This is a genomic window from Ideonella sp. BN130291 (genome assembly GCF_036231905.1).
GTDB lineage: Bacteria > Pseudomonadota > Gammaproteobacteria > Burkholderiales > Burkholderiaceae_C > CAMLIZ01.
Genome location: NZ_JAZARE010000006.1, coordinates 311,783 through 331,524, shown reverse-complemented (window position 1 = coordinate 331,524; position 19,742 = coordinate 311,783). Strand labels below are relative to the sequence as shown.

At 68.2% G+C, this 19,742-nt stretch carries 15 protein-coding genes and 1 riboswitch; of the genes, 12 read left to right on the top strand and 3 right to left on the bottom strand.

Going from position 1 to position 19,742, the window contains the following annotated elements:
• Positions 1 to 7 precede the first annotated feature (7 nt).
• Entirely contained in the window at positions 8 to 505 is a 498-nt protein-coding gene (locus tag VPH43_RS15290) for a hypothetical protein (RefSeq protein WP_328578575.1), read from the bottom strand.
• A gap of 116 nt (positions 506 to 621) precedes the next feature.
• Positions 622 to 728: riboswitch (S-adenosyl-L-homocysteine riboswitch) on the top strand.
• Between the two features lie 20 nt (positions 729 to 748).
• Between VPH43_RS15290 and metH the strand changes: the two genes are divergently transcribed.
• The 4 genes from metH to VPH43_RS15270 all read left to right on the top strand — a co-directional run bounded on the left by metH (position 749) and on the right by VPH43_RS15270 (position 7,805).
• Complete coding sequence (gene metH, locus VPH43_RS15285; protein ID WP_328578574.1) at positions 749 to 3,490, top strand: methionine synthase; 2,742 nt, start codon at positions 749 to 751, stop codon at positions 3,488 to 3,490.
• Between the two features lie 123 nt (positions 3,491 to 3,613).
• Positions 3,614 to 5,377, top strand: coding sequence for a DUF1800 domain-containing protein (locus VPH43_RS15280; protein WP_328578573.1), 1,764 nt, complete (start codon positions 3,614 to 3,616; stop codon positions 5,375 to 5,377).
• 25 nt (positions 5,378 to 5,402) lie between these two features.
• Positions 5,403 to 6,914 (top strand): DUF1501 domain-containing protein, encoded by a 1,512-nt coding sequence (locus tag VPH43_RS15275; RefSeq protein WP_328578572.1) that lies wholly within the window; start codon positions 5,403 to 5,405, stop codon positions 6,912 to 6,914.
• Positions 6,915 to 7,022: 108 nt separating this feature from the next.
• Positions 7,023 to 7,805 carry a glycine zipper 2TM domain-containing protein gene (locus VPH43_RS15270; RefSeq protein ID WP_328578571.1) on the top strand — a complete coding sequence of 261 codons (783 nt, stop codon included), beginning with the start codon at positions 7,023 to 7,025 and terminating at the stop codon, positions 7,803 to 7,805.
• A 58-nt stretch (positions 7,806 to 7,863) separates the two neighbouring features.
• On the opposite strand, the gene VPH43_RS15265 is transcribed toward VPH43_RS15270, so the two are convergent.
• Positions 7,864 to 9,390: a YifB family Mg chelatase-like AAA ATPase gene (locus VPH43_RS15265; protein WP_328578570.1), complete on the bottom strand. Its 1,527-nt coding sequence runs from the start codon at positions 9,388 to 9,390 to the stop codon at positions 7,864 to 7,866.
• Between the two features lie 237 nt (positions 9,391 to 9,627).
• Between VPH43_RS15265 and VPH43_RS15260 the strand changes: the two genes are divergently transcribed.
• Genes VPH43_RS15260 through VPH43_RS15250 form a run of 3 tightly spaced genes read left to right on the top strand, consistent with a single transcriptional unit; the run spans position 9,628 to position 12,303 of the window.
• Positions 9,628 to 10,398, top strand: a complete 771-nt coding sequence (locus tag VPH43_RS15260; RefSeq protein ID WP_328578569.1) for a TorF family putative porin — start codon at positions 9,628 to 9,630, stop codon at positions 10,396 to 10,398.
• Between the two features lie 14 nt (positions 10,399 to 10,412).
• The gene (locus VPH43_RS15255) at positions 10,413 to 10,751 is read left to right on the top strand and encodes a P-II family nitrogen regulator (RefSeq protein ID WP_328578568.1); all 339 of its coding nucleotides are present in this window, start codon (positions 10,413 to 10,415) and stop codon (positions 10,749 to 10,751) included.
• Between the two features lie 22 nt (positions 10,752 to 10,773).
• Positions 10,774 to 12,303, top strand: coding sequence for an ammonium transporter (locus VPH43_RS15250; protein WP_328578567.1), 1,530 nt, complete (start codon positions 10,774 to 10,776; stop codon positions 12,301 to 12,303).
• Between the two features lie 90 nt (positions 12,304 to 12,393).
• Here the strand turns inward: VPH43_RS15250 and VPH43_RS15245 are convergent, their stop codons facing one another.
• Positions 12,394 to 13,704: a DUF4397 domain-containing protein gene (locus VPH43_RS15245; protein WP_328578566.1), complete on the bottom strand. Its 1,311-nt coding sequence runs from the start codon at positions 13,702 to 13,704 to the stop codon at positions 12,394 to 12,396.
• 328 nt (positions 13,705 to 14,032) lie between these two features.
• Between VPH43_RS15245 and gshA the strand changes: the two genes are divergently transcribed.
• The 5 genes from gshA to VPH43_RS15220 all read left to right on the top strand — a co-directional run bounded on the left by gshA (position 14,033) and on the right by VPH43_RS15220 (position 19,680).
• Positions 14,033 to 15,328, top strand: a complete 1,296-nt coding sequence (gene gshA, locus VPH43_RS15240; protein WP_328578565.1) for a glutamate--cysteine ligase — start codon at positions 14,033 to 14,035, stop codon at positions 15,326 to 15,328.
• Between the two features lie 135 nt (positions 15,329 to 15,463).
• Complete coding sequence (locus VPH43_RS15235) at positions 15,464 to 15,970, top strand: PEP-CTERM sorting domain-containing protein (RefSeq protein ID WP_328578564.1); 507 nt, start codon at positions 15,464 to 15,466, stop codon at positions 15,968 to 15,970.
• Between the two features lie 187 nt (positions 15,971 to 16,157).
• Positions 16,158 to 17,996: a potassium transporter Kup gene (locus VPH43_RS15230; RefSeq protein ID WP_442909294.1), complete on the top strand. Its 1,839-nt coding sequence runs from the start codon at positions 16,158 to 16,160 to the stop codon at positions 17,994 to 17,996.
• A gap of 19 nt (positions 17,997 to 18,015) precedes the next feature.
• Entirely contained in the window at positions 18,016 to 18,414 is a 399-nt protein-coding gene (locus tag VPH43_RS15225) for a DOPA 4,5-dioxygenase family protein (protein WP_328578562.1), read from the top strand.
• A 93-nt stretch (positions 18,415 to 18,507) separates the two neighbouring features.
• The gene (locus VPH43_RS15220; RefSeq protein WP_328578561.1) at positions 18,508 to 19,680 is read left to right on the top strand and encodes a benzoate/H(+) symporter BenE family transporter; all 1,173 of its coding nucleotides are present in this window, start codon (positions 18,508 to 18,510) and stop codon (positions 19,678 to 19,680) included.
• Positions 19,681 to 19,742 lie beyond the last annotated feature (62 nt).

Below are 19,742 nucleotides of genomic sequence, written 5' to 3'. Positions count from 1 at the left end.
GACGCGCTCAGAGCTTGCCGATCAGGATCTCGACCGAGTCGCTGTGCGCCGGCCCCACGCCGGCAAAGTGCGTCACCGGCACGCCCTTGGCGATGAGGTAGTCCCGCGCGCTGGCAGCGCGGTCCTGGGCGATCAGGCCGGCCTTGCCGTTGTCGCTGGGCGCGGACACACGCGCCTTCATGCCGGGGGCCTTGGCACTGGGCACCACATAGTCCAGCACCTTGGCCAGCGGCGGCTCCACCACCGACTGGCCCTTCTTGAACGAGAACTTCAGCGGCACTTCCACCCGCATGTGGCCTTCCGGCGTCATCGCGATCACCACCGGGGTGTCGCGGAACAGATCGGCCAGCCGGCGCTGCTCCGAGGCCAGGGAGATCGTGGGCGTGGTGGCCTGCGGCGGCGGTGCCACCGGCGCCTGCTGGATCGGTGGCTGGTTGCCGGTGGAGGCGCAGCCGGCCAGGAGGGCAGCCAGCGTGGTGGCGGAGCAAAGAGCGCGGAGTTTCATGCCGGGATTGAAGGCAAACAGTGTGCGAAGTGCCAGCCTCGCACGGTAAACCGTGTCACTTCGTGTTGAAGACTCCCCTGGATGAGGGGGGTGCGAGCCGCATAAAATGCGTGGGTTGTCCCGAGGAGCGTTGCGACGGTGAGCCCTCACCGCCAGGCTCGGGACCCCCGGGCCGTATCGCACCCCTTTTCGCCGCCCGGGCCGGCAACGGCGCTCGCTTTCGAACTCCGAAGCGAAGCGACCATGCCCGAATCCCAGACCGCCTCCCCTGCCGTTGCCCCGATGCGCCTGTCCGGCCTGGAGCCGGTGCTCATCGGCGAAGGCACGCTGTTCGTCAACATCGGCGAGCGCACCAACGTCACCGGCTCCAAGGCCTTCGCCCGCATGATCCTGAACGGCGAGTTCGAGCAGGCGCTGGCGGTGGCGCGCCAGCAGGTGGAAAACGGCGCCCAGGTGATCGACGTCAACATGGACGAGGCCATGCTGGACAGCAAGGCCGCGATGGTGCGCTTCCTGAACCTGATCGCCTCCGAGCCCGAGATCGCGCGCGTGCCGATCATGATCGACAGCTCCAAGTGGGAGGTGATCGAGGCCGGCCTGAAGTGCATCCAGGGCAAGGGCATCGTCAACTCCATCTCCATGAAGGAGGGCGAGGCCGAGTTCCGGCGCCAGGCCAACCTGATCCGCCGCTATGGCGCGGCCACCGTGGTGATGGCCTTCGATGAAAAAGGCCAGGCCGACACCTACGAACGCAAGATCGAGATCTGCGAGCGGGCCTACCGCATCCTGGTGGACGAGGTGGGCTTCCCGCCCGAGGACATCATCTTCGACCCCAACATCTTTGCCATCGCCACCGGCATCGAGGAGCACAACAACTACGCGGTCGACTTCATCAATGCCACCCGCTGGATCAAGCAGAACCTGCCCGGCGCCAAGGTGTCGGGTGGTGTCAGCAACGTGAGCTTCAGCTTCCGCGGCAACGACCCGATGCGGGAGGCCATCCACACCGTGTTCCTGTACCACGCCATCCAGGCCGGTATGGACATGGGCATCGTCAACGCCGGCATGATCGGCGTGTACGACGACCTGGACCCCGAGCTGCGTGAGCGCGTGGAAGACGTGGTGCTCAACCGCCGGCCCGATGCCGGCGAGCGCCTGGTGGAGGTGGCCGAGCAGGCCAAGGGCGCGGCCAAGGACGACAGCGCGCGCCTGGCCTGGCGCGCCGGCACGGTGGGCGAGCGCCTGAGCCATGCGCTGGTGCATGGCATCACCGAGTTCATCGTCGAGGACACGGAAGAAGCGTGGCAGGCCATCAAGGCTGGCGGCGGCCGCCCGCTGCACGTCATCGAAGGCCCGCTGATGGCCGGCATGAACATCGTGGGCGACCTGTTCGGCCAGGGCAAGATGTTCCTGCCGCAGGTGGTGAAGAGCGCACGCGTGATGAAGCAGGCGGTGGCGCACCTGCTGCCCTACATCGAGGAAGAGAAGAAGCTGCTCGCCGACGCCGGCGGCGACGTGAAGCCGAAGGGCAAGGTCGTGATCGCCACCGTGAAGGGCGACGTGCACGACATCGGCAAGAACATCGTCACCGTCGTGCTCCAGTGCAACAACTTCGAAGTGGTGAACATGGGCGTGATGGTCCCGTGCCAGGACATCCTCTCGAAGGCCAAGGTCGAAGGCGCGGACATCATCGGCCTCTCCGGCCTGATCACGCCCAGCCTGGAGGAGATGCAGCACGTGGCGGCCGAGATGCAGCGCGATGATTTCTTCCGCATGAAGAAGATCCCGCTGCTGATCGGCGGTGCCACCACCAGCCGGGTGCACACCGCGGTGAAGATCGCGCCGCACTACGAAGGGCCGGTGGTCTACGTGCCGGACGCCTCGCGTTCAGTGGGGGTGTGTGCCGACCTGCTGAGCGACGAACGCGCCGCGCGCTACATCGACGAGCTGAAGGCCGACTACGAGAAGGTGCGCGAGCTGCACGCCAACAAGAAGCAGACGCCGCTGGTCACGCTGGCGCAGGCGCGCGCCAACAAGGCCCAGATGGACTGGCAGGGGTATGAGCCGCCGAAGCCGAAGTTCCTGGGCCGGCGCGTGTTCAGGAACTACGACCTGAACGAACTCGCCGCCTGCATCGACTGGGGCCCCTTCTTCCAGACCTGGGACCTGGCCGGCCCGTTCCCGCAGATCCTCAAGGATCCCGTGGTCGGTGCCGAGGCGCAGCGCGTGTTCAGCGACGGCAAGCGCATGCTGCAGCGCCTGATCGAAGGGCGCTGGCTGCAGGCGGCCGGCGTGATCGGCCTGTACCCGGCCAACACGGTGGACGATGATGTGATCGAGCTCTACGCCGACGAGTCGCGTGAACAGGTGCTGCTGCGCTGGCAGCCGCTGCGCCTGCAGACCGAGCGGCCGGTGGTCGATGGCGTGAAGCGGCCCAACCGCTCGCTCGCCGACTTCGTCGCGCCCAAGGGCACGCGGCCGGATTACGTCGGCCTGTTCGCGGTGACCGCGGGCCTGGGCGTGGAGAAGAAGGAGCGCCAGTTCGTCGAGGACCTGGACGACTACTCCGCCATCATGCTCAAGGCCCTGGCCGACCGGCTGGCCGAGGCCTTTGCCGAGCGCCTGCACCAGCGGGTGCGCACCGACTTCTGGGGCTACGCGAGCGACGAGCAACTGAGCAACGAAGAGCTGATCGCCGAGAAGTACCGCGGCATCCGCCCGGCACCCGGCTACCCGGCCTGCCCTGACCACACCGTCAAGCGGCCGATGTTCGAGCTGCTGCAGGCCGGCGAAGTGGGCATGGGCCTGACCGAAAGCCTGGCCATGACCCCGGCGGCCAGTGTCAGCGGCTTCTACCTTGCGCATCCGCAAGCCGCGTATTTCAACGTCGGCCGCATCGGTGAGGACCAACTTCGCGACTGGGCCGAGCGCCATCGCATGGCGCTGGATGACGCAAAACGTCGGCTCGCACCGCAGTTGTCGTAGTCGCTTTCCTCTTTTGCGACAAGCGGTAAACCGCGCGTGAAGTGAGAACTTTGCCGCTGGGCTTCAAACCGCGGCTGCTCCCACACTGCGCCCCATACAACGAGGGCGCCGTGGGGAGCATCCATGAACAACAGACGAGGGTGGAGGGTCGGCCTCGCCGCAGGCTGGCTGGTTTTGCTGGCCGCCTGCGGCGGCGGTAACGGCGGCGACACCGCCACATCGACCGATGGCACCGCCAGTCCGCAAGGCGTGGCCGACAAACCGGCCTCGCGCGAAGAGGCGGCGCGTTTCCTGAACCAGGCGACCTTCGGCGCCACCGAGGCCGACATCGACCATGTGCTGTCGATCGGCTACCGCGCCTGGATCGACGAGCAGTTCAGCAAGCCTGCCACGCAGCACCGCGCCTACTGGGACGGCGAGAACGCGGCGATCAAGGCCGTCAATCCGAACAGCAGCGCCGGCCAGCGCGAGGTGCTGGATTCGTTCTATCGGCAGGCGGTGCAGGGCGAGGACCAGTTGCGTGGCCGCGTGGCCTATGCGCTGTCGCAGATCTTCGTGATCTCCATGCTCGACAACGGTGTGGGCGAGAACCCGCGCGGCGCCGCCGGCTACATGGACATGCTGGGTGCCAATGCCTTCGGCCGCTACCGCGACCTGCTCGAAGGCGTGGCGCGCCATCCGATGATGGGCGTGTACCTGTCCCACCTGAAGAACCAGAAGGAAGACCCGGCCAAGGGCCGCGTGCCGGACGAGAACTTCGCCCGCGAGGTGATGCAGCTGTTCTCCATCGGCCTGAAGGAGCTGAACAGCGACGGCTCGCAGAAGATGGTCAACGGCGCCGCGGTGGACACCTACACCCACGACGACATCGCCGGCCTGGCCAAGGTGTTCACCGGCTGGAGCTGGGACGGCCCCGACACCGCCGACGGCCGCTTCTGGGGCTGGAGCGGCTACCAGGATGCGGAGCGCCTGTGGATGCCGATGCAGGGCTACACGCAGTTCCATTCGCTGGGCGAAAAGCGCTTCCTCGGCCAGACGGTGGTGGCCCAGGGCAAGGCCGATCCCAACGCGAGCCTGAAGGTGGCGCTGGACACCTTGGCCAGCCATCCCAACGTCGGCCCCTTCATCGGCCGCCAGCTCATCCAGCGCATGGTGACGGGCCACCCGAGCCCCGCTTACGTGAAGCGGGTGGCGGAGGCCTTCGATGCCAAGGGCAGCGGCCAGCGTGGCGACATGAAGGCCCTCATCAAGGCCGTGCTGCTGGACCCGGAGGCACGCACCGTGGGCAACGCCGCGTCCGGCAAGCTGCGCGAGCCGGTGCTGCGGCTGACCGCCGTGCTGCGCGCCTTCGGCGCCACCTCCGACACCGGCCACTTCCTCATCGGCACCACCGATGACCCTGGCACCCAGCTCGGCCAGACGCCGATGCGCAGCCCCTCGGTCTTCAACTTCTATCGCCCGGGCTACGTACCGCCGGGCACCGAGGCGGGCGCCCTTGGCCTCACCGAGCCGGAGATGCAGATCACCCACGAAACCACCGTGGCCGGCTACGCCAACTACATGCGCTCGGGCATGCAGAACGGTTTCGGCCAGAACGGCGTGGATTGGAAGGCGCCGCGGCGCGACGTGCAGCTGTCCCTTGCGGCGGAGATCGCGCTGGCCGACAAGCCGGCGGAGCTGGTGGACCGCATCACCGGCCGGCTGATGGGCGCTCAGGCAGACGCCGCACTCAAGGCTGACATGGTGGCCGCGGTGGAATCGGTGGCCCTGCCGGCGCTCAAGCCTGACGGGAGCAACCAGACCAGCGTGGACAACGCGAAGAAGAACCGTGTGTGGCTGGCCTTGACGCTGGCCGCCGTCGCGCCCGAATTCATCGTCATGAAATGACGCCCAGCCGACACGGAAAGCATCCATGACGTCCTCTGCATCACGCCGTGAATTCCTGCGCCGGGCGGGCGCCTTTTCCCTGCTGGGGCCGGCCGCACCGCTGGCGCTGAACCTCGCCGCGCTCGGCAGCGCGAGCGCGCAGTCCACCGGCGACTACAAGGCCATCGTCTGCCTGTTCCTCTTTGGCGGCAACGATACCTACAACACCGTGCTGGCCACGGACGCTGCGTCCTGGGCCAACTACCAGAGCGTGCGCAACCAGGCACCCGACCCGATCGCGCTCAAGTCCGTGGGCACGGTGCCGGTGGGCAGTGCCGCCGCTGGCTCGCCGGACCGCCTGGGCGGCGTGCTGGCACTCAACCCGATCAATGCCCAGGGGCGCAGCTTCGCGGTGCATCCGCAGCTGGTGGCCGCGCGCGACCTGTTCAACGCCGGCCGGCTGGCGATCGTGCCCAATGCCGGCCCGCTGATCGCGCCGACCACCAAGGCGGACTACAAGAACGCCGGCTTCGCCAAGCCGGCCAGCCTGTTCTCGCACAACGACCAGCAGTCCACCTGGCAGACGCTGGCTGCCGAAGGCGCCACCACCGGCTGGGGCGGCCGCATGGGCGACCTGCTCGCCAGCCAGAACGGGCGCAGTGTGTTCACCAGCGTGTCGGCCTCGGGCAACGCCGTGTGGCTGAGCGGGCAGCAGGTGCTGCAGTACCAGGTCTCCACCGGCGGTGCCATTCGCATCGGCGGCTCGGGCAACACGCTGTTCGGCAGCGCCGTGGCGCTGGAGAAGATGCGCAGCATCATGCGCACCGCGCGGCTGGATTCCGCCCTGGCGCGCGACCACGCCGGGGCGGTGGGCCGCTCCATCGACGCCGAGGCCAGCTTCAGCGCGGCCCTGCCGTCGGCCACCACGGCGCCCTTCGGCACGCCCGGCGCCACCGGCACCGACCCGCTGCTGCAGTACGACAACCCGATCACCGGGGCCAAGGCCACCAACAACCTCGCGCAGCAGCTGCAGGTGGTGGCCCGCACCATTGCCGCCCGCGGCACGCTGGGCATGAAGCGCCAGGTGTTTTTCGTCAGCCTGGGTGGCTTCGACACCCACGACTTCCAGAACCGCAACCATGCCGACCTGATGGCCAGGCTGTCGCATGGCCTGGCCTACTTCGATGCCGTGCTGGGCGCCATGGGCGTGCGCGACAGCGTCACCACCTTCACCGCCTCGGATTTCGGCCGCACGTTCACCAGCAATGGCGACGGCACCGACCACGGCTGGGGCGCGCACCACCTGGTCATGGGTGGCGCGGTCAAGGGCCGCGACCTCTACGGCAACTTCCCAGCCTATGGCCTGCCCGACGGCAAGGGCGACTTCACCAGCCCGAACCAGCTGTCCAATGGCGCTTTGCTGCCGGAAACCAGCGTGGAACAGGTCGGCGCCACTCTGGGCCGCTGGTTCGGCCTGAGCGATTCCCAGCTGCTGGACCTGTTCCCCCGCCTCAGCAACTTCGATGCTGCCAGGCGCAACCTGGGGTTCCTCGCGTAACGGCCAGTTACGCCTGATTCAGCGTTGGCGGCAACGAACCGGGCTGCGAAACGTTCAATCCCTAGAGGGGCCGCGTTCCGCGGGCCGCTTGAACGAATGGAGAACACGATGACCGACAACACGACCGCAAGCCGCCCGAGCTCCCGCATGACCTCTCCCGCCGCCATGATCGGCGCGGCGGTGATGATCGCCTCGCTGGGCGCCGCCGCCGGCTGGATGATGAGTTCATCGCGCCAGGCCGCGCCGGCCGACCCGGTGCCGGCCAAGCTTGCGCTGGCACCGAACGAGACCGTGGTGCCGCCCGCCAGCCTGCCGGTGCCCCAACCGGCCACGGTGCAACCCAATGCCCTGCAGGCGACGCCGGCCCCGGAGCAGCAGGCTCCTGCGCCCGCCAAGCCGGCGCCCACCCGCCATGCGGCTCCGCGCCACCAGCCGGCGCCCAAGGCACCGGCGACCACCCATGACACCGATCGCGGCACGGCCGTGAGCAGCGGCACAGGCAGCACCACCCCGCTGGACACGCGCCCGGTGGCGGTGTGCCACAACTGCGGCGTGATCGAAGGCGTGCGCGAGGTCACCCGCAAGGGCGAGGGTTCGGGGGTGGGTGCCATTGCCGGCGGTGTGCTGGGCGGCGTGCTGGGCCACCAGGTGGGTGGCGGCAACGGCCGCAAGGCGATGACGGTCATTGGCGCGGTGGGCGGCGGCCTGGCCGGCCACGAGATCGAGAAGCGCGCCAAGTCGGAAACCGTGTACGAAGCGCGCGTGCGCCTGGACGACGGCAGCGTGCGCACCATCACCCAGAAGACCGCGCCCACGCCGGGCACGCGTGTGGTGGTGGAGGGCAACACCATGCGCCCGGCGAGCCAGCGCGAAAGCGGCCAGGGCGCCTGATCGCCAAGGGGCGGTCGGGCCCCAAGCTCACAACCCCGCGGCCTGCCGTGTGCCCCTTTCAGGGTGCCGGCAGGCCGCGCCGGTATTGCAGCGCCTCGCCGACATGTTCCGCACCCACCTGCTGTGTGCCGGCCAGGTCGGCGATGGTGCGCGCCACCCGGATCGCGCGGTGCAGGCTGCGGCCGGACCAGCCCAGTCGCTCCGCTGCGCTCTGCAACAAGCGCTCGGCAGCCGTGTCCATGGCGGCGTGCTGCGCCAGTTCGCCTGCCTGCAGGTCGGCATTGGCCTTGCCCTGGCGCGCCAGCTGGCGCTCGCGCGCCTGCTGCACACGCGCCGCGATGGCGGCCGAGGGCTCGCCGTCGGGCTGGGCCATCAGCTCGGCCGGTTTGACGGCCGGCACCTCCACCTGCAGGTCGATGCGGTCGATCAAGGGGCCGGACAAGCGGCCCTGGTAGCGTGACACCGCCTCGGGCGTGCAGCGACAGCTCTTGCCGGTGGCCGCGTACGCCCCCAGGAACCCACAGGGGCAGGGGTTCATTGCCGCAATGAGCTGGAACCGCGCGGGGTAGGCCGCCTGCCGCCCGGCCCGGGAGATGGTGATGTGGCCGGTTTCCAGCGGCTCGCGCAAGGCCTCCAGGGCGCTGCGCGGAAATTCGGGCAATTCATCGAGGAACAGCACGCCGCCGTGCGCCAGCGAGATTTCGCCCGGCTTGGGCGGCGTGCCACCGCCCACCAGAGCCACCGCAGTGGCCGAGTGGTGGGGCGAGCGCACCGGCCGCAGCTTCCACTGAGACGGGTCGAAACCCCGCGGGGTGAGGCTCTGCAGTGCCGCGCTGGACAAGGCCTCGTCTTCGCCCATGGGCGGCAGCAGGCCGGGCAGGCGCTGGGCGAGCATGGACTTCCCGGTGCCGGGTGGGCCGGTCATCAACAGCGAGTGGCCGCCCGCGGCCGCAATCTCCAGCACGCGCTTGGCCGCCAGCTGGCCGCGCACGTCGCGCAGGTCGGGGTGGGGCGCAGCGGCGTCCGGGGTGGCGGCCACGGCGCGTGGCAGCGGCACCGCATCTTCACCCGGGCGCAGGGCCTGCACCACGTCGAGCAGGTGAATGGCACCGCGGATGTCCAGGCCCGGCACACGCGCGGCCTCCGCGGCGGACGGCGCGGGCAGCACCAGCGTGCGGGTGCTGGCGCCGTGGCGCAGGGCGAGCGCCACGGCCAGCGCGCCGCGCACCGGACGCAACTCGCCGGCCAGGGATAGCTCACCGGCGAACTCATGTTGTGCGAGCTTCGTGGCGTCGATCTCGCCGGCCGCCGCCAGGATGCCCAGCGCGATCGGCAGGTCGAAGCGTCCGGACTCCTTCGGCAGGTCGGCCGGCGCCAGGCTGACGGTGATGCGCTTGTTGTGGGGAAACGCAAGCCCGCTGGTGTTGAGTGCGGCGCGCACGCGCTCGCGCGCTTCCTTCACTTCGGTGTCAGCCAGGCCGACCAGCGTGAAGCTGGGCAACCCGTTCGCCAGGTGGACCTCGACCTGCACCTCGGGTGCCTGCAGACCATCCAGCGCGCGGCTGTGAACAACGGCCAGCGTCATGCTGGTGCTCCTCCCTCGATCTTGTGCCGGCATTGTGCCTGGGCAGCCCTACTCTCTAAGGGGCTCGTTTTACGCCTCGCATTGGTGCGGCGTGAATGCGATCACCGCATTGGTGCGGCGGCGCGGTGCATGCAGGCAGGCGTTGCCCTGAGTTGGGGCGCTTTGGCCATCCGGGGCGCGGGCACAGAAGCTGCAAAAAGGGCCCGGTCCTGAATATCAACTCGTTGGAGCCCCCGCATGAAGAAATCGATGTTCGCCCTTGCCGCCGCCGCGGTGCTCAGCACCCTGCCGGTGGCGTCCTACGCCGACGACATGTTCGCCTTCAATGTGGGTGCGGTATCGGACTACCGTTACCGCGGCATCTCGCAAAGCCGGCTCAAGCCCGCTTTGCAAGGCGGCGTGGATGCCACTTTGCCGGGCGGTTTTTATGTCGGGACCTGGGCTTCGACGATCAAGTGGATCGAGGACACCGGCACCGTCCTTGGCTTTGACGCCGGCAACGCCAATGTCGAGATCGACCTCTACGGCGGCTACAAGCAGGAGATCGTCAAGGACCTGAGCTTCGACGTCGGCGTGCTGCAGTACTGGTATCCGAAGAACAAGCTCGGTGATGCGCCGCTCGGTGCCTTCAAGAACGCCAACACCACGGAACTCTACGGCGCGCTCACCTACGGACCCGCGACGTTGAAGTACTCGCACGCACTGTCCAACACCTTCGGCAACCCCGACAGCAAGAACAGCTACTACCTCGACCTGTCCGCCACGTTCGAAGGCCCGTGGGGCCTGACATTCACGCCCCATGTGGGACGCCAGAAGATCAAGGGCCCGTACGACCCGGTGGCCACCTACACCGACTATTCCGTGAGCGTGGCCAAGGAAGTGGTCAAGGGCCTCACCGTGAGCCTGTCCGCCGTGGGCACCGACGCGGACGACACCTGGTACGTCACTCCCGCGGGCAAGTTCACCGGCAAGAAGGCCGCGGTCCTCGGCGTCAAGTACGCCTTCTAACTAGGAGACAACCCATGAAGATGGTGACCGCGATCGTCAAGCCGTTCAAGCTTGATGAAGTGCGTGAAGCCCTGAGCGGCATTGGCGTTCAAGGCATCACGGTGACTGAAGTCAAGGGCTTCGGCCGGCAGAAGGGCCACACCGAGCTGTACCGCGGCGCGGAGTACGTGGTCGACTTCCTGCCCAAGGTGAAGATCGAAGCGGCGGTGGACGATGCCATCGTCGAACGCGTGATCGAAGCGATCGAAGGCGCGGCCCGCACCGGCAAGATCGGCGACGGCAAGATCTTCGTGTCCGCGCTGGAGCAGGTGGTGCGCATCCGCACCGGCGAGACCGGCAAGGACGCGCTGTAAACCAACATTCAAGAGACAGCCCATGAAAAAGCTCATTGCTTCACTGGCCCTCGGGCTGGCGTTCGCCGGCTTCACCGGCGTGTCGCTGGCCCAGGATGCCGCGGCATCCGCGCCGGCCGCCTCTGCGGCCGCCGTGGCGGCCGACGCCTCGGCACCTGCCGCTGCGCCTGCAGCCTCCGCCGCCGCAGCGGCCGCGCCCGCACCCGCCGCGGCGGCCTCCGCACCGGTGGCCAACAAGGGCGACAACGCCTGGATGCTGCTGTCCACCCTGCTGGTCATCATGATGACCATCCCCGGCCTGGCGCTGTTCTACGGCGGCCTGGTGCGCAGCAAGAACATGCTGTCGGTGCTGATGCAGGTGATGGTCACCTTCTCGATGATCGTCGTGCTGTGGGCCCTGTACGGCTACAGCCTGGCCTTCACCGAAGGCAACAAGTTCGTGGGCGGCCTGGACCGGCTGTTCCTCAAAGGCCTGTTCAACGCCTCGACGGGTGAGTTCGCGATGGCGGCCACCTTCAGCAAGGGCGTCTACATCCCCGAGCTGCTGTTCGCCGCCTTCCAGGCCACCTTCGCCGGCATCACCTGCTGCCTGATCGTGGGAGCCTTCGCCGAGCGCATCAAGTTCTCGGCGGTGCTGCTGTTCATGGCGATCTGGTTCACCTTCAGCTATGCGCCGATCGCGCACATGGTCTGGTTCTGGATGGGCCCGGATGCCTACGCCAGCAAGGACGTGGTCGATGCCATGAACGGCAAGGCCGGCCTGATCTGGCAGTGGGGTGCGCTGGACTTCGCCGGCGGCACCGTGGTGCACATCAATGCCGCGGTGGCCGGCCTGGTGGGTGCCTTCCTGATCGGCAAGCGCATCGGCTACGGCAAGGAGTCGTTCACGCCGCATTCGCTGACGCTCACGATGGTGGGGGCCTCGATGCTGTGGGTCGGCTGGTTCGGCTTCAACGCGGGCTCCGCGCTGGAAGCGGGCAACTCCGCGGTGCTGGCCTTCATGAACACCTTCACCGCCACTGCGGGTGCGGTCCTGGCCTGGTGCATCGGTGAAGCGCTGATGAAGGGCAAGGCTTCGATGCTGGGTGCCGCGTCCGGCGCGGTGGCGGGCCTGGTGGCGATCACCCCGGCGGCGGGCAACGTGGGCCTGATGGGCGCCATCGTCATCGGCTTCGTCGCCGGTTTTGCCTGCCTGTGGGGCGTGAACGGCCTGAAGAAGCTGCTGGGCGCGGACGACTCGCTGGATGTGTTCGGCGTTCACGGCGTGGGCGGCATCGTGGGCGCACTGCTCACCGGCGTGTTCAACACCCAGGTGCTGGGCGGCCCGGGCCTGGTGACCGACTGGGTCACTGCCACCGTGGGCTCCAACCCGATCGGCGAGCAGGTGTGGATCCAGCTCAAGGCCGTGCTGGTCACGGTGGTGTGGTCGGCCGTTGTCTCCTTCGTCGCCTACAAGATCGTCGACCTGGTGATCGGCCTGCGGGTCACGGAAGAAGAGGAGCGCGAGGGCCTGGACATCAGCGCCCACGGCGAAACGGCGTACCACCGCTAAGAGCGCCTGCGCGTTGAACGACAAAGCCGCCCCTCGGGGCGGCTTTTCTTTTCGGCAGCGGCAGGGTGAAGCACCCTGCCGCGGGCGCGCTCAGCGGTCCTTGCGCAACACGCCGGCCGGCGCGCTGGCGCCACCCATCATGAAGAGCGTGTACACACCTTCCGACTGCAGCGTCACGTCGGTGGCGCTGAACAAGGCGCTGGCCTGCAGCGGCGAGGTCACGTCCACCTGCGACAGCGTGCCGGCGGACAGGCTGACGTACGAGGAGGCGGTGCCGTAGGCCACGTCATCGGCCAGTGCACTGAAGTCCGCCACCAGGGACACGCCGGAGGCCAGGCCCGCCACTGCGTGCACCAGGCGCACCCTGGCCTGGCTGGACAGGCCGGTCACCTGGCTGGGCAGCCGGTTGTCGTCGCTGAGCAGGGTCACCTGCGCGGCACCCGGGTCGCCATGCACCAGCAGCGTCAGCTCGGCGCCCGGTGCCACGGTGGCGTTGCCTGCGCTCACCGCGGTGCCATTCACGCTGACCGTCAGCGGCAGCAGCCCGGTGGGCACCAGGGTGTAGTTGCCCACCAGCGGTGAGCGTGAGCCGCTGGACAGCGTGGTGCTGCCCGCGGCCGCCGCCACGCCGGCGTTGCCGGACACCGCGGCCACCAGGCGCGCCCGGCCGTAGGTGTTGGTGTAGCTCTCGAGCTGGCCCTTCTGGGGCAGCACCAGCGCGTTCACCAGCACGCCCCCGGTGGTGGGGGTCACGATCAGGGAGGCCACCTCCTGGCTGTCCAGCGTGACGCTGGGGATGTCCAGGCGCACGTCGGTCTTGCTGCCGGCCGCGGTGACGCGGATGCGGTAGGTGCCTTGTGTCAGGGTGCTGAAGGCGCTGAGCGAGTTGCCGGCGACGCTGCTGTTCACCGGGCTCACGTCGGTGAGGGAATCCGTCACCCCGGTCACGTAGACATCCAGCGTGCCGGCGTCGGGCGCGGTGTTCACCGTGCGCAGCTTGGCCTTGCCGCTGTCTGGCGCGCTTTCGTCCTCGCTCAGGTGGAAGGTCTTCAGGCTGCCCTCCCAGCCATACGCCACCACGGTGTAGGCCACGTCCGCTGAAAGCGTGCGGTCCTGCGACTGCACGGTGGTGGCGGAGCCGGTGCGGGTGAAGAGCGTGCTGTGCGCCGTGCCGCTGGACAGGCTGATGTAGCTGGTGGCGGTGCCGCTGGCGATGGAGGACAGCGCGATGCTGTCGTCCACATAGAAGTCCAGCTGGCCGTAGCCCGGGCTGGCGTTCACCACGCGCAGCGAGGCGGTGCCGCTGTCGTCGCTGCCGCTGCCGCCGCAGCCGGCCACCAGTGCGGCGGCCAGGCAGGCCGCGCCCGCGCGCCACAGCGAGCGCGCTCCAAAGATCGTCATGTCGAACACTCCTTCTCACCGGTCGGGTCGCCGGCGGGTCGATTGCGCCTGCGGGCTGTTGCCGCGGTGTTGCCACTTCCTTTCCGGTTTGAAATGTGCGGGCGGGCGGATGTGTCCCGCTGGGCACAGGGCCTTGCAGCAGCGCCGTGTTTTCGAGGCAGTTGGCAGTGTGGGCGCTTACCGCGCGGTTGCCGCAAGGCGGCGCGGCCGGCGCCGGAGCGCATCAACGCCTTGCCGAAATGGCATCAGCCTTGCCGGGCCAGGGATTGCCCCCACATCCCTACAATCTTTTCCCTCCCTGCGCTCCACCGCACCAAAGGCGATTCCCATGGTCCCGCATCTCATCACCGCACTGAACGGCCCGATCAACGAGCTGGAGCAGCGCATCCTCGAATCGATGCCGGCGATCGAGCGCTGGTTCCGGCTGGAGTGGATGGAGCACACGCCGCCGTTCTACACCTCGGTGGACGTGCGCAATGCCGGCTTCAAGCTGGCGCCGGTGGACACCAACCTCTTTCCCGGCGGCTGGAACAACCTCACGCCCGAGATGCTGCCGCTGGCGGTGCAGGCGGCGATGGCGGCGATCGAGAAGATCTGCCCCGAGGCGAAGAACCTGCTGCTCATCCCTGAGAAGCACACCCGCAACACCTTCTACCTGACGAATGTGCAGCGGCTGGTGCAGATCTTCCACCAGGCGGGGCTGAACGTGCGCCTTGGCTCGCTGGACGATGCGGTGAAGGAGCCCACCACCATCCCGCTGCCCGACGGCAGCGAGCTGACCGTGGAGCCGCTGCTGCGCACCCGCGGCAGGCTGGGCCTGAAGGACTTCGACCCCTGCACCATCCTGCTCAACAACGACCTCTCCGCGGGCATTCCCCGGGTGCTGGAGAGCCTGCACGAGCAGTACCTGCTGCCGCCGCTGCACGCCGGCTGGGCGGTGCGACGCAAGACGCATCACTTCCAGGCCTACGAAGAGGTGGCGAAGAAGTTCGCCAAGCTGCTGGGCATGGACCCGTGGCTGATCAACCCGATGTTCTCGCAGGCGCGCAACGTCAGCTTCCAGGAAGGCACCGGCCTGGAGGAAGTGCAGAGCAACGTGGAGACGCTGCTGGGCAAGATCCGCCGCAAGTACAAGGAATACGGCATCAACGAGAAGCCGTTCGTGATCGTCAAGGCGGACAACGGCACCTACGGCATGGGCATCATGACCGTGCGCGACGCGAAGGAGCTGGACGAGATCGGCCGCCGCACGCGCAACAAGATGAGCACCGCCAAGGACGGGCAGGACATCAGCGAGCTGATCATCCAGGAAGGCGTGCCCACCTACGAGCGCATGAACGACGCGGTGGCCGAGCCGGTGGTCTACATGCTGGACCGCTACGTCGTGGGCGGTTTCTACCGGGTGCACGCCGAGCGCGGCATCGACGAGAACCTCAATTCACCCGGGGCGAGCTTCGTGCCGCTGGCCTTTGCCGAAAGCAACCAGCTGCCGCGCGCGGGCGTCAAGCCGGGTGTAAGCGCGCCCAACCGCTTCTACATGTACGGCGTGATCGCCCGCCTGGCCATGCTGGCGGCCAGCTACGAGCTGGAGTCCACCGACCCCGACGCCGAGATCTACGAATAAGGCGCCAGCCGCGCGCCTCGTCCCAAGTTCCCCCCGCAAACGTGTGGTGCCCCCGGCTCGAGGGGGCGGTCAAAACCCGCCCGGGTTGAGACACTTCGCCCGCATTTGCAAACAACATTCCTCGAGGGAACACACATGGGATTCATCAAGTCGAGCGCCGCCGCAGCCGTGGCAGCACTGGCCGTCGCGCTGCCTGCGCACGCAGGGCTCACGGGCGACACCGTGGTCACCAAATACGTCGGCCAGTTCGGCAGCAGCGAGAGCGTGGCCGTGGTGGGCGCCGGCGAAGACGGCAACTTCTTCTCCAACCAGTTCTACGACTACTCCGACACCGGCTTCAGCATCCGTTCCACCTCCCAGTTCTGCGGTGTGTTCGCCTGCAGTGGCGAACCGGTGAGCCTGCAGCTGACCAGCCTGGACCTGGGCGCGCCGATCGGCAGCGTGACGTTCACGACCAACCTTGTCGGCGTGACGGAAACCCACACCGCGGACTCCATCACGTTCAGCTGGGGCGAGCAGTCGCTGCCCACCGGCACCTACCTGTCGGCGCAGATCAATCCGGTTCCCGAGCCGCAAACCTATGCACTGATGGTGCTGGGCCTGGCCGCCGTGGGTGCCGCCGCGCGCCGCCGCGCCCGCTGAACGACCCGGGCTCGGCCGACGAAAGGGGGCGATGCCCCCTTTTTCCATTGTTGGTGCACTGCAACAACGGTTTTCGGAGTGCCGGGGCCCCAGGGGCACAATACGGCTCCTTCCGAGCATTGGCCCCGCCGCGGGGCCTTCCTTCGTGACCTCCACTGCACATCGCAGTCCCTCCGTCCTGGCGGGCTTGACCCTCGGCGCCCTGGGCGTCGTCTACGGCGACATCGGCACCAGCCCGCTGTATGCGCTGAAGGAGGTGTTCCACAGCGCCCATGTGCCGATGACACCCGGCAACGTGCTGGGCGTGCTCTCGCTCATCTTCTGGACGATCACGATCATCGTGTCGCTGAAGTACGTGCTGCTGATCCTGCGCGCGGACAACAACGGCGAAGGCGGCCTGATCGCCATGCTGGCCCTGGCCACCACGGCGGTGAACGAGAAGCCGCAGCTGCGCCGGGTGCTGATGACGGTGGGCATGTTCGGCACCGCCATCTTCTATGGCGACGGCGTGATCACGCCGGCCGTCACGGTGGTCAGCGCGATCGAAGGCCTGCAGGTGATCGCCCCGGCCTCGCAGCGGTTCGTGGTGCCGCTGGCGCTGATCATCATCACCGCGCTGTTCGCGGTGCAGCGCTTCGGCACCGCCGGCATCGGCAAGGCCTTCGGGCCGATCACGCTGGTGTGGTTCGCGGTGCTGGTGCTGCTGGGCCTGCCGCACATCGCCGAAAACCCGTCGGTGCTGCGTGCGCTCGACCCGATGTACGCCATCGACTTCGTGATGCACCACCGCGGCGTGGCTTTCATCGCGCTGGGCGCGGTGGTGCTGGTGGTCACTGGCGGCGAGGCGCTCTATGCCGACCTGGGCCACTTCGGCAAGCTGCCGATCCGCATCGCCTGGTACAGCATCGTCATGCCGGCGCTGGTGATCAACTACTTCGGCCAGGGCGCCATGCTGCTGGCCGACCCGAAGGCGGTGGAAAACCCGTTCTACCTGATGGCGCCGGACTGGGCCCAGCTGCCGCTGCTGTTCCTGGCCACCGCCGCGGCGGTGATCGCGTCGCAGGCGCTGATCACCGCGGCCTTCTCGGTCACCAAGCAGGCGATCCAGCTCGGGCTGCTGCCGCGCATGCACATCAAGCACACCTCCGTGCGCGACACCGGGCAGATCTACGTGCCCTTCGTGAACTGGGGCCTGTATGTGTTCATCGTGCTGGCGGTGGTGCTGTTCGAGTCCTCCTCCAAGCTCACCAACGCCTACGGCATCGCGGTGACGCTGGACATGACCATCACCACGGTGATGACCTTCTTCGTCATCCGCTACGGCTGGCGCCTGCCGCTGCTGCTGTGCATCGCCGCCACCGGCTTCTTCTTCGTGATCGACGTGTTGTTCTTCGCGTCCAACACGCTGAAGTTCCTCAACGGCGGCTGGTTCCCGGTGGTCATCGGCATCGGCATGTTCACGTTGATGATGACCTGGAAACAGGGCCGCACCATCCTCAGCAACCGGCTGCGAGACGAGGCGATCGACCTCAAGAGCTTCCTCGATGCGGTGTTCATCAGCCCGCCGCTTCGCGTGCCCGGCACTGCGGTGTTCCTGGTGGGCGAGCCCGGCCTCACGCCCAACGCGATGATGCACAACCTCAAGCACAACAAGGTGCTGCACGAGCAGAACCTGTTCGTGCATGTGAAGCACCACGAGGTGCCGTGGATCGGCTTCAACCGCCGGGTGGAGATCGAGCCGCTGGGCCGCGCCTGCTGGGCCGTGACCCTGAACTTCGGCTTCAAGAACGACCCCGACGTGCCGGAGGCGCTGAAGCTGCTGCAGGGCCGCGGCGTGGTGCTGGACGACATGGAAACCAGCTACTTCCTGTCGCGCGACACCGTGATCCCCACCTTCGGCGAAGGCATGGCGATGTGGCGCGAGAAGCTGTTCGCCAGCATGCACCGCAATGCGGCCGCGGCCGCCGACTTCCTGAACCTGCCGTCCAACCGCGTGGTGGAGCTGGGCGCCAAGGTGGAGATCTGACCCCGCAGGGGAGCCGACCATGACCGACGACGCACTCGCACCCTGGCACGCCCATGTGTATTTCACGCAGGCCGATCGTGACGGTGCCGATGCGCTGCACCGGCAGCTCGGCGCGCTGAAGGATTCCGGCGACCTGCCTGACCTGCTGTTCGTGGGCCGCCCCTGCGAAGGCCCGGCCGGGCCGCACCCCATTCCCCAGTACGAGATCCACTTCCACCAGCGCGCCTTGCCGCAGCTGATGCCGCTGCTGCGGGCCAGCGGCCTGCGCGTGCTAGTGCATCCGCTCACCCACGACGACCTGGCGGACCACACCACGCTGGCGCAGTGGATCGGCGAGCCGCTGGCGCTGGACCTCGCCACGCTCGATCCGCCGGGCGTGAACCAGGGCTTCGCCCGCTTCGGGAAGAGCGACTTCTAGACGAAGGCGCAGCGGCCCCGCGCGCATGACATGCGTGGCGGCGCAGCGCCCCGCGCCAGCGCCGCGGCCCGGGCTGCCCTATGCTCCGGCGCGATGAAGAACATGCTGAGGGACTTGTCGCTGCCGGCCACCGTGGCCGGTTTTGTCGCGGTGCTGGTGGGTTTCACCAGCTCGGTGGTCATCGTGTTCCAGGCCGCGGCCGCCTTCGGCGCCACGCCGGCGCAGCTCACCTCCTGGATGTGGGCGCTGGGCCTGGGCATGGGGTTCACCAGCGCGGGCTTGAGCCTGTATTACCGGCAGCCGGTGCTCACCGCCTGGTCCACGCCGGGTGCGGCCGTGCTGGTGGCCGCCGGTGCCGGCGTGCCCATGGCCGAAGGCGTGGGGGCCTTCATCGTGTGCGCACTGCTGATCACGCTGGCCGGTTTCAGCGGCCTCTTCGAGCGCGTGATGAACCGCATTCCGCAGGCGCTGGCCGCGGCCTTGCTGGCGGGAGTGCTCGCGCGTTTTGCGCTCGATGCCTTTCTGTCACTGCGCACGCAGTTCGTGCTGGTGGCCGCCATGTTCGCGGTGTTCCTGGTCGGCCGGCGGCTGTGGCCGCGCTATGCGGTGCCGTCGGTCCTGGCCGCGGGCATCGTCATCGCGGCGATGCAGGGGCAGCTGCATTTCGGCGCGGTCGAATGGCATGCGGCGGTGCCGGTGTTCACGATGCCGGTGTTCAGCCTGGCGGCCACCATCAGCATCGCATTGCCGCTGTTCGTGGTGACCATGGCGTCGCAGAACCTGCCCGGCGTGGCGGCGCAGCGGGCGAATGGCTACACCACGCCGGTGTCGCCGGTGATCGGGGTCACCGGCCTGGCCAGCCTGGTGCTTGCGCCCTTTGGCGGCTACGCACTCAACCTCGCGGCCATCACCGCGGCCATCTGCATGGGGCGCGAAGCCCATGAGGATCCCGGCCGCCGCTACATGGCCGCGGTGATGGCGGGTGTGTTCTACATCGTGGTCGGGCTGCTGGGCGGCGCGGTGGTGGGGCTGATCGCCGCCTTTCCGGAGGAGCTGGTGCTCGCCGTGGCCGGCTTCGCGCTGCTGGGCACCATCGGCGGAGGGCTCAGCATGGCGATGAAGGACGAACATGCACGCGATGCGGCGCTGATCACCTTCCTGGTCACCTTGAGTGGCGTCACCCTGTGGCGGGTGGGATCTCCCTTCTGGGGCGTGGTCGCCGGCGCGATCGCGATGGCTGTGCAACACTTTCGCCCCGCCCGCTGATGGCGGGCCCGGCCGCGGCCAGCGCCCGCCGCCGCATCGCTCACCACCGGATCCGAAAACCG